The organism is Paraburkholderia azotifigens (genome assembly GCF_007995085.1).
In the GTDB taxonomy this organism is placed as follows: domain Bacteria; phylum Pseudomonadota; class Gammaproteobacteria; order Burkholderiales; family Burkholderiaceae; genus Paraburkholderia; species Paraburkholderia azotifigens.
Genome location: NZ_VOQS01000005.1, coordinates 1,150,974 through 1,164,616, shown reverse-complemented (window position 1 = coordinate 1,164,616; position 13,643 = coordinate 1,150,974). Strand labels below are relative to the sequence as shown.

The following is a 13,643-nucleotide window of genomic DNA, read 5'->3' as shown; positions in this document are numbered from 1 at the left end:
GTCAGGGAGTACAAATTACCGTCAATTGCCCATTCATGTAATTAGTGATCCTGATTATTGGAAATAGATTTAGATTGTATTGATGCTGTTAGAAATAAGAAAGTTTAGTGTCAGCCGCCAGGTGCCGACGTGTTCTGCATGCGCTGTCCATTTTCTATGCGCCTCACCGGCGAAGGCGGCCTTTGTGTAACGGTGAACTTACCTGTCACAGGGACAGAAAATGAAACCAGTCCGTAGCACGAGCGGCAATCGCATGCGTCTGGGGCGGCTCGCCGCTCCCGGCGCGATGATGATCTCGTTGCTGATTCTCGTCGGATGCGGCGGCGGCGATGGCAATCCGGCTTCGTCGTCGGCGAGCGCGTTGAGCCAGGCGTCGCCACAAGCGCTGGCGCAGCAGCAGGCGCAACCGCAGGCGGCGAATGCGCCCTATACCGACGCGGTGCCGTATTCGCCGCATGCGAACGACGGCCTTGCCGCGTCGCAGGTCGCGGAGAAAGCGGCTGTGATGCACTACCAGTGGAAGTCGGGCAAGACGACGATCAACTACACGACGACGACAGGCCATCTGACAGCCACCGACGCAAGCGGCAAGCCGGAAGCGACCATGTCCTATGTGGCATACACGGCGCCCGGCACGAACGGCAAGCCGCGACCGCTGACCTTTGTGTATAACGGCGGTCCCGGTTCATCGTCGATCTGGCTGCGGCTCGGCTCGTTCGCGCCGACGCGTGTCGCGACGCCCGATCCGCTGCTGACCAACTGGCCGAACTATCCGCTCGTCGACAACGCGGAGAGCCTGATCGACACCACCGATATGGTGTTCATCGATCCGCCCGGCACCGGCCTTTCCGAAGCGATCCTGCCTTTCACGAACCAGCAGTTCTGGGGCTGCGATTCCGACGTCGACATCATGCGCGATTTCATCATCCGCTATCTGGCCGCGAACAATCGCGGCAGTTCGCCCCTTTATCTGTACGGCGAATCGTACGGCACGCCGCGCACCGACATGCTTGCGCTGGCGCTCGAAACCGCGGGCGTGCAGTTGACGGGCATCGTGCTGCAATCGTCGATTCTCAACTACTTCGCGGATTCGATTGAAGCGACGGCGATTTTCGGCACCAAGGATGGACTGGTGCTCGATACCGATACGCTCGCCGGCTATTACCCCGGCTATGCGGAAGTCGCGGCGTATTTCCGTCAGGTGTCGCCGCCGCTGCTCGATCAGGGGTTGTTCGCGTTGCAATCGGAAATCTTCGCGACGGGCCAGTACAACCACTTCCAGAAATACGCGGAGACGTGGACGCTGAGCCAGTTCGGCTTGCCGGGTTATTTCGATCCGCCCGTGTATCCGTCGACGCGCACCCTGCAATCATGGGAGTGGCCATCGAGTCTCACGCTGCACGCGCTACAGGCTTATTTCGATCCCAACTCGTTCGGCCTCGCGCTGGTTCCGGGCTCGACCATCGGCCGCTATGACGGACGCGTGGTGCTGCCCAATTCGGACCCGCGTCTGCAGACGGACGGCGACCCGTCGGACATCCTGATTTCGCAGCCGTTCACGACGGCGCTCGCGACGCAGATGCCGGACTATCTCGGCTACACGGCGCCGAACGCGACCTACCAGCCGTTGAACGACGAGATCATCAACGTATGGGACTTCTCGCACAACGGGGAGGCGCTGCCCGACACCTTGCCCGATCTGCTCGGCGCGATCCAGCTCAATCCGAAGCTCAAGGTGCTCGCGGAGAACGGTTATCACGATCTCGCCACGCCGTTCTTCACGACGGAAAAGCAGCTTGCGCGTCTGCAAACGGTGCCCCGGCTGAACCCGAACCTGCAGGTGAACTTCTTCCAGGGCGGACACATGATCTACCTGGACGATGTCGCGCGCCCGAAGATGAAGAGCGATCTCGCCGACTACTATCGCGGCCAGCCCATTCCACTCGCACTGTCGCTGTGGACGCTGCCTGCGCCATGGCGCGACGAAGCCCCGGCCGGCACGCCGACGGCGACCGCGCAGGCTGCCGCCACGCAATAAGATTCAATGGAACGGATCCCCGCTCACGACGATTCGATGCGGGGATCTCCAGCTCATCTATTCAGGGCGATTGATCATGTCTCCGATCTCCAGGCTATTACACATCGTTCCCGTCGTCGTGGTTCTCGGTGCCGTGACCGGCAGCGCGCAGGCGGCGACACAGGCTGTCGCGCCCGTGACGTTGCCGAAGGGCAATCATGGCGTCGACGGTCCGTTTTTTCCGGGCAAGCGCGCGGCTCCCGTCTTGCCGTCCACGGGCACGCAATTGCAGCAGCAGGCGCAGCAGCGTATCGATGCGCGCATGGGCGGCAATTCGGTGTTGAACAATGGCGCGTCGATTACGAAAGCACAGGCGCAGGGCAGCGGCCTTGGCTTTATCGCGCAGCACTTCGATCAGATCGATACCGCGCGTTCGGGCAGAGTGTCGCTGAGCGACGTGAAGCAGTATTTGCAGAAGCAACAGGGACAGTAACGAAAAGCCCGCGCACCGATCGATGTCGATGCGCGGGCCAGCACAGCGCGCTGCGTTTTACGTTTCCCGCTTTACATTCGCAGCTTTACATCTCCGCTTCACATCCCCGCTTCACTTCCCCATCAACGCACGCACATGCGCGCGCGTGCCGCCCGACAAACCCTCCATGCTGTATCCGCCTTCGAGTATCGATACCACGCGCCCCTGGCATGTCTCGTCGGCGATCTTCACCAGTTCGCGCGTGATCCAGTGGAAGTCGTCGTCGTCGAGACGCAACGCGGCAAGCGGATCGAGACGGTGCGCGTCGAAGCCGGCTGAAATGATGATCAGCTCAGGATTGAACTCGCGTACGGCAGGCAGCATGTCGAGCCCGATGCGCGAACGGAACAGCTGCGAATCGCAACCCGGCGGCAGCGGCACGTTGAGAATGTTGTGGCTCACACCCGTTTCGGCGGCCTTGCCCGTGCCGGGATACAACGGCGATTGATGGCTCGATGCGTAGAAGAGTTCAGGCCGGTTGTAGAACGCGGCCTGCGTGCCGTTGCCGTGATGCACGTCGAAATCGACGACGGCTACGCGTTCGAGTTTCTGCACTTCATACGCGTACGCTGCCGCGATGGCGGCCTGATTGAAGATGCAGAAGCCCATCGCTTTCGACGGCTCGGCGTGATGCCCGCATGGACGCGTCGCGCAGAACACATTGCGCGCTTCGCCGTTGAGCACGGCATCGACGCCCGCGCACGCGGCACCGACGCAACGCATGACGGCTTCCCAAGAACCGGGCGACATCACGGTATCGCCGCCGTCGAGCGGCATATAGCCGTGCGACGGCGCGATCTCGGCGACGTCGTCGATGTAGCCTTCGCTGTGAATCAGCTGTACCTGTTCGAGCGTGCCCATCGGCGCATCGCGCCATGCGAGCGCGGCGAATTCGGGCTCGCGCAGCGCTTTGAGCACGGTATGAAGCCGCTCCGGCGACTCGGGATGATGCGGGCCCGGCTGATGGTTCAGGCAGGCGGCGTGCGTGTAGACGAGAGTGGGCGGCATGGGCTGCTGATGCCCGAAAGCACGGGCATCGTCTCCTTGGCGTGGGTGTTTTCGAATGTGAGGAACGCGCGTCGCGACGCGAGCGGCTGACGTTCGTCCGTCAAGTGTAAGGTCGCGACTTTCGCGCGGAACAATCAAACAAACTTTGGCACGCTATAGACGTTCGTTTATGGAAGCGCCGCGCCGCCATCGCGCCGCACCTCGTTCGGCGTCTTGCCCGTCCAGCGTTTGAACGCGTGACGAAAGCTCACGGCGTCGCTGAAGCCCAGTGTCAGCGCGATATCTTCGATGCTGAGCGCGGTCGTACCCAGATAGTCGACGGCGAGCGCCTTGCGTACGCCCGTCAGCAACTCGCTATACGATGCGCCTTCCGCTTCGAGCTTGCGGCGCAGCGTGCGCGATGTCATGCACAGGCTCTCGGCGATCTGCTCGATGTCGGGGAATTTGCCGGGCGTGCGCGTGAGTTCCTGATAGACACGCCGCGTGACGCCCGCCTGCCAGCGAAACTGTTCGAGCAGCCGCGCGCATTGCGTCGACACCTGCGCGGCCGTGATGGGGTTCGCCAGTTGCGGCGCGCGCGACAGCCACGCGGCGGGATAGCTCAACAGGTTTTGCGGCTGCCCGAAGACGAGCGGACATTCCAGCACATCCGACAGCAGCGCCGCATGCGGCGGCTGCGCCCGCGTGAACAGCGCGCGCGCCGGCACGCACCACGCGCCCATCACGTCCTTGATGACCGTGACGTGCACGGCGAACTGCAGATCGATCAGGAACTCATACAGCGGCTCGTCGACGTCGGGCACGCGCACTTCGTTGAGATTCGGGAAGAACCATGACGCTGCGTCGTCGTGCTGGGCCCAGCGGATGTCCAGCATTCCGTTGGCGAGCTGATGATATTTGACGGCGGTATCGAACGTCTGCGTCATCGCTTCCGAGCACAGCAACGCGTAGCCATACATGCCGTAACTCGATGCGTGCAAGCTTCGGCCGACGCGTACGCCGAGATCGGGCTTGCCGTACATGCGCACGGCATTGCGGGCGGCCGTTAGAAACTGTTCCGACGACGTGAGCGTGAACGGGTTGGCGACGGCCCCGGCGTCGAGCTCTGTGCCCGCCAGCACGGCATTCGGATCGAGGCCGGCTTGCGAGGTCACATCGAGCAGCGCGGCGAGCTTCGACGGCGCAAAGCGCTTCTCGCGCCATGCGATGGCCGACGACGCATGCGGCAGGCGTTCTCCCCGATGATGCGTGGCCGTCGCGAACTCCCGTTGCTGCATGTTGAGATCCTGTGTCCGAATCGATACCGCGGTTTGCCCGATTTCCGTGCGCGAATTCTGCACCCGGACAGAGCGGCTTGCCATAGGGTTCACCCTGATTCGCGCCGCTACGAAAGCCGTAGCAGCGACGCGTCGCGCATACGGCGGCCGGAAGCGGGTTGTCCGTTACGATCAGCAATCAGGCCGCGCCGATCATTTGCAGCCGGCCGTTCGCGGGCGATAGTTCCACGTGTACAAAAGTCAGATCAGGAGACGCCGTGGACGCCAGCCACCTCAACACGCCCCCTTGTATGAACCCGTCCGTGGACGCGCAGCGCCCGACGCGCGAGCGGCACTGGATCGCTTCATACCGCTCGATCCCCGCCGAGATCGATGCCGATGGCTATCGGTCCGTCAATGCGCTGCTCGAAGGCGCGCTGCGCCGGTTCGCCACGAGGCCGGCCTTTCGTGCGTTCGGCCAGACGTTGACCTATGCGGACATCGACCGGTTGTCGTCGGCATTCGCTGCGTATCTGCAGAAGGTCGCGGGCGTCCGCAAAGGCGATCGCGTGGCCGTGATGCTGCCGAACCTGCTGGCCTTTCCAATCGCGTTCATTGCGATCGCGAAGATCGGCGGCGTGCAGGTCAACGTCAATCCGCTCTATACGGCGCGCGAACTCGAGCATCAGCTCAACGACGCGGGCGTCGAAACCATCGTCGTATTCGACGGCTCGACCCGCACGCTGGCCGAGGTGATCGGCGGCACGAAGATCAGGACGGTCATCACGGCGGGCGCGGGCGACGGCAGCGGCGCCGTCATTCCCGGGCCGTCGCCGGACGCTTCGCTGCGCAACACGATCACGTTGCCGCAAGCGCTCGCGCAGGGCGAGCGGCTCGAAGCGGCTCCCGTCGACGTCGACGGCAGCGATCTGCTTTTCCTGCAATACACGGGCGGCACGACGGGGCTGTCGAAGGGCGCCGTGCTGTCGCATCGCAATCTCGTCGCGAACATTGCGCAGTTCCAGGCCTTCATGCCGGATTCGCTGCGGCCCGGCGAAGAAGTCGTCGTCACGGCGATTCCGCTGTATCACATCTTCGCGTTGACGGTGAACTTCCTCACGTACTTCTCCGTCGGCGCGGAAAACTGGCTCGTCGCCAATCCGCGCGACCTGGATCCGTTCATCGACGTGCTCAAGGCGGCGCGTCCGACCGTTTTCGTCGGCGTCAATACGCTGTATGCGTGTCTCGCCGCGCATCCGCGTCTCGCGGAAGTGGACTGGTCGCGCCTCAGGCTGTCGGCGGGCGGCGGGGCGGCCGTGATCGACATCGTGTCGCAGCGCTGGAAGGCCGTGACGGGCAGCTTCATTCGCGAGGGCTATGGGCTGTCGGAGACCTCGCCCGTCGTGTCGTTCAATCCGCAGTTCATCGAAGCCTTCACGGGGACGATCGGCCTTCCCGTGCCGTCCACCGACGTCAAACTCCTCGACGACGACAACCGCGAAACCACCATCGGCGAGCCCGGCGAAATCTGCGTCAAGGGTCCGCAGGTGATGCGCGGCTACTGGCAGCAACCCGAGGCCAATGCGCGCGCGTTCACGCCGGACGGCTACTTCCGCACGGGCGACGTGGGCGTGTTCGATGCGCGGGGTTTTCTCAGGATCGTCGATCGCAAGAAGGACATGGTGATCGTGTCCGGCTTCAACGTTTACCCGAACGAAGTGGAAGCCGTCGCGTCGGCTTTTCCGGGTGTCGCCGAATGCGCGTGCGTCGGCGTGCCGGACGACAGGACAGGGGAGGCGCTGAAGCTGTTCGTCGTCAGCGCGGCGGGCGCCGACGTCGCCAGCGACGCGCTGATCGCGCATTGCCGCGCCGCCATGGCCGCGTACAAGGTGCCGAAGCTCATCCGCTTCGTCGATGCGTTGCCCAAGTCGACGGTGGGCAAGATTCTCCGGCGGGAACTGCGCGGCGTCGAATGACCTTCCATTCGCACGACAGCCAGGAAACAATTGCGCTGAGACGCGGATGCCGTGCATCCGCTTTCGTGCACAGGCAAATCCGGAGGCTTCGTGTCGATCGAGATGGGGAACTTCACCCCTGGGTTTTCTCCTGCGGGCGGGCTGATCATCGGCGCGGCCGCTGCCGTTCTCATTCTTTTCAACGGGCGCATTGCGGGAATCAGCGGCATCCCCTGCGGTCTGCCGGGCGCGACGCGCGAAGCGGCCGGCTGGCGCGCGGCCTTCATCGCGGGACTGATCGCCGCGCCCGGGCTCGCCCGCATGCTCGGCAAGCCGGTTATGCCCGATATCCAGGCGGGATGGGGCGAACTGATTGTCGCGGGCTTTCTGGTGGGCATCGGCGCGCGTTCCGTCAACGCCCGGGTTTTCGTTGCGGCGATGCCCGGCGGCATGACGGCATTCGAATGGCTCGAACGATCGCAGCAGACGCGTCAAGAAATCTGACCCGAGACTTCGACGATGAGTCGCGCGACCCGCAGTTCGAACCCCGCCGGTACTGCCCAACCGGGTCCGGTGATGCGCCGCGTGCCGGGCATCGCGACGTTGCGCTCGTATCAGCGCGCCTGGTTCTCGCACGATCTGATCGCGGGCATCGTGCTGATCACCGTTCTCGTGCCCGCCGGTCTCGGTTATGCGGAGGCCGCGCGGCTGCCCGCTATCACAGGTCTTTACGCAACGATCGCGGCGATCGTCGCCTATGCGGCGTTCGGGCCGAGCCGCATCCTCGTGCTCGGTCCCGACTCGGCGCTCGCGGCGCTGATCGCGTCGATCGTGCTGCCGATGGCGGCCGGCCACCCGGAGCGGGCGCTGCCGCTGGCGGGCATGCTGGCCGTGCTGTCGGGCGTGTTCTGTATCGGCGTCGGCGTGTGCCGGCTCGGCTTTCTCACTGATCTGCTGTCGAAGCCGATTCGCCAGGGCTATATGAACGGCGTCGCGCTGACGGTCATCATGAGCCAGGCGCCGAAGCTGCTCGGCTTCAAGGTCGACGGCAGCAACCTGCAGCAGGAAGCGGCGGGGCTGTTGCGCGGTATCGCCGACGGCAAGCTGAACGAGGTGACGTGCATGATCGGCGGCGCGTGTCTGCTGCTGATTCTCATCTGCAGGCGCTGGCTGCCCGCCGCGCCGGGCATACTCGTCGCCGTCGTCGGCGCGACGCTCGCCGTCGCGCTGCTCGATCTCGACAAGCGGGCCGGCGTGGCCGTGGTCGGCAACGTGCCGCAGGGTTTGCCGATGCCGTCCTTTCCCTCGATGCCATTCCATCAGATCGTCGCGCTGGTGCCAGGCGCAATTGCGATCGGCCTGATTTCGCTGGCCGATATCAGCGTGCTGTCGCGCGTATTCGCGGAACGCAGCGGCGCGCGCGTCGACCGCGATCAGGAACTGGTCGCGCTCGGCGCATGCAATATCGTCGCGGGACTGTTTCAGGGCTTCCCCGTCACGAGCAGTTCGTCGCGCACGCCCGTGGCCGAATCCGCGGGCGCGAAAACGCAGGTGGCAGGCGTGGTCGGGGCGCTGTGCGTGGCCGCGTTGCTGATCTTCGCGCCGACGCTGCTGCGCACGCTGCCTCAGGCCGCGCTCGGCGCCGTCGTTGTCGCGGCGGGACTCGTTCTGTTCGAAGTGCGCGACGTGTTCCGGCTGCTGCGCCTGCGCCGCAGCGAATTTCTTCAGTCGATAGCGTGCTTCGCGGGCGTGGCGCTGATCGGGCCGATCCAGGGCATCTTCATCGCCGTCGGGCTCGCGCTGATGGCCTTCGTCTGGCGCGCGTGGCGCCCCTATGAGGCCGTGCTCGGCCGCGTGTCGGGACGCAAGGGCTATCACGACATCACGCGGCATCCGGATGCCCGGACGATTCCCGGGCTGGTGCTGTATCGCTGGGATGCGCCGCTTTTCTTCGCCAATGCGGATATTTTCCGCAGGCATGTGCTGCGCGCGATCGACACTGCCGCCACGCCCGCCAGGTGGGTCGTGGTCGCCGCCGAGCCGATCACCGACGTCGACGTCACGGCGAGCGAGATTCTGCGCGACTTTCATGCGCGCCTGCGCGAGCGCCAGATCGAACTGTGCTTTGCCGAGATGAAGGGGCCGGTGAAGGACATGCTCCATCGTTACGGGCTGTTCGACGTCATGGGCGAGCAGCACTTCTTCCCGACGATCGGCGTCGCCGTCGATACCTATCTGGCGGAGCACGACGTCGAGTGGCGCGACTGGGACGAGGAAGGCGAGCCGAAGCCGAGGGACGGGCAGCCCTGACTGACCAACGCCGACTCGCGCATCAGTCGCTCAACGCACGAAAGCGCTGGGCACGCGGATCGAAATGTGAAAGCCCGCGCCGGGAGAACTGATATACGACACGGTGCCGTGCAGCTGCCGGACGCGTTCGCGGATGCCGAGCAGGCCGAACGACGTGCTGCCGGGCGGCGAGCCGAGGTTTGCGCCCACGCCGTTGTCCTCGATGTCGAGCGACAGCCTGTCGCCGTCATGCGCAAGCTCGATGCGCACGCGGCTCGCTGCCGCGTGGCGCGCGACATTGGTCAGCGCTTCCTGGACGATGCGAAACAGCGTGGTCGACGCGAACTCGTTGAACTGCGGTTCGTCCGCTTCGACGTGGACCGTCGCGACGACGCCATAGCGCTTCGTGAAGTCCTCGGCGAGCCATTCGAGCGCGGCCGTCAAGCCGAGATCGTCGAGCAGCGGCGGGCGCAAGTCGGCGGCAATACGGCGCAGCGACATCGCCATCGCGTCGATCTCGGTTTGCAGCGCGTGGGTCTGCGGCACGAGGGACGCGGTGTCGTCCCTGGCGGCGAAGGTTGCTTCGATCAGCGCGACGCTCATTTTGAGCGCAGTCAGCTGTTGCCCGAGATCGTCGTGCAATTCGCGCGCGATACGTTTCTGCTCGTTCTCACGCGTGATCTGAACTTGCGCCGACACTTCGCTTGCGCGTTCGAGTTCCGTGAGGCGCATCCGGTCGGTCATGTCGCGCGTCACTTTCGCGAAGCCGAGCAATGCGCCGCTCGCATCGCGCACGGCCGAAATGGTGACGTTGGCCCAGAACCGCGACCCGTCGCGCCGCACGCGCCAGCCTTCGTCCTCGACGTGCCCGGCGTCTGCCGCGATCTGCAGTTCGCGCGCGGGCTTGCCGGCGGCGATGTCCTCTTCCGTATAGAAAGTCGAGAAATGCCGGCCGACGATTTCGTCGTGCGTATAGCCCTTGATGCGCTGCGCGCCCGGATTCCAGCTGGAGACGTTGCCGTCCGCGTCGAGCATGAAGATCGCGTAGTCCTGCACGGCCTCGATCAACAGCACATAGCGGTCTTCAAGCGGGATATCCGACACGGATGCCGCTCTGGCATTGCAGGACGGCTCGTTCTTCGGCGTGGCCATTGCGGCTCCCGGCAGGTTTGACAGACGGCGCTTCGCGCATTCGAAGCTGAGTTATATCAGTTCGCCAACGCTTGTTCCAGTTCGCGGATCGGCGCGAGGCGCGTTGACCTGCATCAATCGCGGCGGCGCGCGCGCCGGTACGCTGGAAATACGGACCCGCGCGGATCTGCGCGACGCGAGATCCGTGCATCGAATAAAGAACGGACCGACGGGAGGCAACGATGGGCATCGGCATGCAGATTGTGTATCTCGGCTGCAGCGCCACGGCGCCGCTCGAAGCCGAAGCGGCGACGCAGCTCGTGCGCCTGCAACGGTTCGGCGCGCGCCTGTCGAACTGCCGTCTGGCCATCGAGGCGCTGTGTCTGCGTTCGGGCAAGCCGCTCTACGACGTGCGTCTCGATCGCGTCACGGCGACGCACGAGCTGGAGCCCATCGGGCGGTACGCGGCGGGAAACGCGGAGGAGGCCGTGCGCTGCGCGTTCGACGCCGCCGAGCAGGCGCTGCAGGCAGCGGTGTTTGCATCCACGCGGCGGCGTTGATCGAAACGGTGCGCCGCGTCTGCCTGCAGCGATGCGGCGGGATCAGACTTCGTCGTCCGCAAAGACGCCGTGTTCCGGCTCGTTGTCGGTCTCGTCGATCCATTGCACATGCCATTGCCCCGCGACGGGCGCGCGCTCCGCATGCCGATACCAGAGCACATTGCCCGACTCGCCTTCGAACGGCCCTTGCGGCGACAGCAGATCGAGACCCGCCAGTTCGCAGTAGACGTGATCGCTCTCCGGGCCCACGGCGCCGAGGATGCGCGTGCAGTTCTTCGTGAGCGACAGCGTGCCCCATTCGGGCAGATCGATGACCGCGTGTCCTTCGCGCGACCATTTGCGCGCGTCGCGGTCCAGCCAGAGGATCGCATAGACAGCGGGATCGGCGCATTCGAACGTATCGAGGTGAAGGGTGATTCTCATCGACTGCTCCTTGTCAGGTACACGGGCGGGGGCATGTTCCGCGCTAGGCGGCGCCGCATGCCGGCGTAGATCTCAGTTTCAATCTATCGCGTGTCAGTCGCCGAAAATTGAGGCACGTCAATGATGGGCAACCTGCCCATGCGTCAAAGTGCGGCAGCCATCAAGTCAGGACAGCACATCGGCGAGCGGACGCCTCGGCGCGTGCTCGGCGTGCGGCCCGCGTCCGACGCGCAGCAGGAGTTGCGGCGTCGCGTCGAGATGCAGCAGGCCGCTGATCTGCACGCGCAACGTGCTGATCTCGATCGGCTGATTGAGGTAGGACGCCGTCAGGCCTTCGCCCGCGGCGACCAGCAACAGGCGTTCGAGTGCCTGCCCGGCGGCGAGCCACGCCTCGCGGTCGTTGCGCGCCGTCGCGATGCCGACGATCAGCGGCGACCCGTCGACCAGATGCCGGTGCGTGGCCGGCACGCCCGCGCCCGAGTCGAACACGCGGACCACGGCCGAGACGACGGGCACCGCGAAATCGAGCAGTCCGTCGACGGCCGCGCCGTACACGGGCATGCCGTCGTCGCGGCGGCGCGGATGAATCCATGCCGCGAGTTCGCGCCTGAAGCGCGGGTCGGCGAACTGGATATGGTCCGCTTCCTCCACCAGATGCGCGACGGCCTGCCGATCGGCACGCTCTTGCAGGCAGCTGACCAGTGCGCCCTCCGCCTCGCACGCGTCGGTCAATGCGCGCTGCACGGCGGCTGGAACCGGCTCGTCGGCAAACGGCGCGCGCGTGGTGACGCGCTTCGTGATCGCGGCGAACAGCGGCGCGAGCGACATGTCGCGATGACCGTGACGCGACACCAGCACCAGCGCGACGACGTCCGGGTCCGCTTCCGACGGAAACAGCGTGATCGCATAGGCAAGCCCGAAATAGCTGAGCGCGACGCGCAGATTGAAGAGCGCCGCGCCGCAGCTGATGAGCAGCTCCCGGTCGAACGGATCGACGACGGGCAGCGCGCGCAGCCGGTCCGCGCAAATCTGCACGGTATTGCCGTCGACCAGAAAGCGCCACGGCTGCGTATTGTGATTGGACGGCGCGAGCACCGCATACTGAAGCGCGAAGCGCAGTTGTTCGGCCAGCGGGGCGGCATGATCGAACTGCGCTGCGTCGATCTGCCAGGCCGAATGCGGAGTAGCGTGAACCATCGGGACGTCCTCCGGGGCGAGGCGAGACCGCGCTAGACGCGTGCGAGTCCTTCGGGGTCGACGATGCGGATCGTCTTGCCGTTTGCATGCACGAGCCGCTCGCGCTGGAACTTCGAGAACATGCGGCTGACGGTTTCGAGCTTCATCCCGAGATAACAGCCGATTTCCTCGCGCGTCATGCGCAGATGGAATTCGGCGGCCGAGAAACCGCGCGCCTTGAAGCGCCGTGACAGGTTCAGCAGAAACGTTGCGACGCGCTGCTCCGCCGACATCGTGCCGAGCAGCATCATCTGGCTCGATTCGCGGACGATCTCGCTGCTCATCATCTGATAGATGTGATGCTGCATCGGCTTCACTTCGCGGCAGATCACTTCGAGTTGCGCGAACGGAATGATGCAGACGGCGCTGTCCTCGAGCGCGATCGCATCGCAGCTGTGCTGGCCCGCGCCCACGCCGTCGAGTCCAAGCGCCTCGCCGGGAATCTGGAAGCCCGTCACGTGTTCGCGGCCGTCGCGGTGCATCACGACCGTTTTGAACGAGCCCGCGCGCACCGCATAAATGCTGTGGAACGCATCGCCCGCGCGATACAGCGTGTCGCCGCGTTTGACCGAGCGCGTCGCGCAGATGATGGCATCGAGCCGCGCCAGTTCGGCGGCGCTCAGTTCGGCGGGCATGCAGAGGGCGCGCATCGCGCACGTCGAGCAGCGCGACGTACGCTGCGGTGTCTTGTCGGCGCGCGCCACGGGATGAATCGGCACGACGGTCGCCGCGCGCATGGCCGGACTCGCAGGCGCGAGGACGGCGTCGAGTTCTGTGTCGAGATCGGTGTCGAGTTCGGTTGCGGCAAGCATGATCGGCTCCTGTTCATTCACGGGCGCGCGAGGCGCGCGCGTGCAATGCCTGCGACCGTGTGGCAGGCCGCATCGAATTCAGATGTCTTGTCGAAGAAGAAATCGGCGCCTGCTGCCTCGCAGGCGGCGCGAAATGCGCGCGCGGTATGGTTCGTCAGCACGATCTTGATGATGGCGGGATGCGTGCGCGACAGCGCCTGGATCAGTTCGAGGCTGGTTCCATTCGCGAGGCGCAGGTCGAGCACGACGATATCCGCGTCCGCGGCGAGAATGCCTTCGAGCGCAGCGTCGCCGTCTTCGGCCTCCCCGGCCACCTCGACGCCCGCGATGGCACCGAGCAGACGCGCGAGGCGGCGTCTGACTTCGACGGCGGCATCGACGAGATAGACCTTCGAAGTAATGGCTGACACGGCGGTATCCATGT

13 protein-coding genes are annotated in these 13,643 nt (G+C 65.0%); 6 read left to right on the top strand and 7 right to left on the bottom strand.

Going from position 1 to position 13,643, the window contains the following annotated elements:
• Positions 1-220 precede the first annotated feature (220 nt).
• Positions 221-2,038 (top strand): S10 family serine carboxypeptidase-like protein, encoded by a 1,818-nt coding sequence (locus FRZ40_RS37250; RefSeq protein ID WP_147237527.1) that lies wholly within the window; start codon positions 221-223, stop codon positions 2,036-2,038.
• Between the two features lie 76 nt (positions 2,039-2,114).
• Positions 2,115-2,510, top strand: coding sequence for a 2-oxoglutarate dehydrogenase (locus tag FRZ40_RS37245; RefSeq protein ID WP_147237526.1), 396 nt, complete (start codon positions 2,115-2,117; stop codon positions 2,508-2,510).
• Between the two features lie 111 nt (positions 2,511-2,621).
• Here FRZ40_RS37245 and FRZ40_RS37240 read toward each other — a convergent pair whose 3' ends face one another.
• Together FRZ40_RS37240 and FRZ40_RS37235 are read right to left on the bottom strand one after the other, a co-directional pair.
• Positions 2,622-3,557, bottom strand: a complete 936-nt coding sequence (locus FRZ40_RS37240; protein ID WP_028364234.1) for a histone deacetylase family protein — start codon at positions 3,555-3,557, stop codon at positions 2,622-2,624.
• Positions 3,558-3,724: 167 nt separating this feature from the next.
• On the bottom strand, positions 3,725-4,834 hold the full coding sequence (locus FRZ40_RS37235; RefSeq protein WP_147237525.1) for an AraC family transcriptional regulator: 1,110 nt from the start codon (positions 4,832-4,834) through the stop codon (positions 3,725-3,727).
• Positions 4,835-5,124: 290 nt separating this feature from the next.
• Here FRZ40_RS37235 and FRZ40_RS37230 point away from each other — a divergent pair, with 290 nt between their 5' ends.
• The 3 genes from FRZ40_RS37230 (at position 5,125) to FRZ40_RS37220 (ending at position 9,078) form a co-directional block, all read left to right on the top strand.
• Positions 5,125-6,789 (top strand): AMP-binding protein, encoded by a 1,665-nt coding sequence (locus FRZ40_RS37230; RefSeq protein ID WP_147238520.1) that lies wholly within the window; start codon positions 5,125-5,127, stop codon positions 6,787-6,789.
• Positions 6,790-6,891: 102 nt separating this feature from the next.
• Positions 6,892-7,272 carry a YeeE/YedE family protein gene (locus FRZ40_RS37225; RefSeq protein WP_420873941.1) on the top strand — a complete coding sequence of 127 codons (381 nt, stop codon included), beginning with the start codon at positions 6,892-6,894 and terminating at the stop codon, positions 7,270-7,272.
• 15 nt (positions 7,273-7,287) lie between these two features.
• Complete coding sequence (locus tag FRZ40_RS37220; protein WP_147237523.1) at positions 7,288-9,078, top strand: SulP family inorganic anion transporter; 1,791 nt, start codon at positions 7,288-7,290, stop codon at positions 9,076-9,078.
• A gap of 30 nt (positions 9,079-9,108) precedes the next feature.
• On the opposite strand, the gene FRZ40_RS37215 is transcribed toward FRZ40_RS37220, so the two are convergent.
• Positions 9,109-10,209 carry a PAS domain-containing sensor histidine kinase gene (locus FRZ40_RS37215; protein ID WP_147237522.1) on the bottom strand — a complete coding sequence of 367 codons (1,101 nt, stop codon included), beginning with the start codon at positions 10,207-10,209 and terminating at the stop codon, positions 9,109-9,111.
• A 221-nt stretch (positions 10,210-10,430) separates the two neighbouring features.
• Here FRZ40_RS37215 and FRZ40_RS37210 point away from each other — a divergent pair, with 221 nt between their 5' ends.
• Positions 10,431-10,748, top strand: a complete 318-nt coding sequence (locus FRZ40_RS37210; protein ID WP_028364229.1) for a hypothetical protein — start codon at positions 10,431-10,433, stop codon at positions 10,746-10,748.
• Positions 10,749-10,790: 42 nt separating this feature from the next.
• On the opposite strand, the gene FRZ40_RS37205 is transcribed toward FRZ40_RS37210, so the two are convergent.
• The 4 genes from FRZ40_RS37205 to FRZ40_RS37190 form a co-directional block, all read right to left on the bottom strand.
• Positions 10,791-11,171 (bottom strand): DUF3564 domain-containing protein, encoded by a 381-nt coding sequence (locus FRZ40_RS37205; protein ID WP_028364228.1) that lies wholly within the window; start codon positions 11,169-11,171, stop codon positions 10,791-10,793.
• 165 nt (positions 11,172-11,336) lie between these two features.
• On the bottom strand, positions 11,337-12,368 hold the full coding sequence (locus FRZ40_RS37200; RefSeq protein ID WP_147237521.1) for an Acg family FMN-binding oxidoreductase: 1,032 nt from the start codon (positions 12,366-12,368) through the stop codon (positions 11,337-11,339).
• A gap of 32 nt (positions 12,369-12,400) precedes the next feature.
• Positions 12,401-13,219: a fumarate/nitrate reduction transcriptional regulator Fnr gene (gene fnr, locus FRZ40_RS37195; RefSeq protein ID WP_420873918.1), complete on the bottom strand. Its 819-nt coding sequence runs from the start codon at positions 13,217-13,219 to the stop codon at positions 12,401-12,403.
• Between the two features lie 17 nt (positions 13,220-13,236).
• The gene (locus tag FRZ40_RS37190) at positions 13,237-13,641 is read right to left on the bottom strand and encodes a response regulator (protein ID WP_028364225.1); all 405 of its coding nucleotides are present in this window, start codon (positions 13,639-13,641) and stop codon (positions 13,237-13,239) included.
• Positions 13,642-13,643 lie beyond the last annotated feature (2 nt).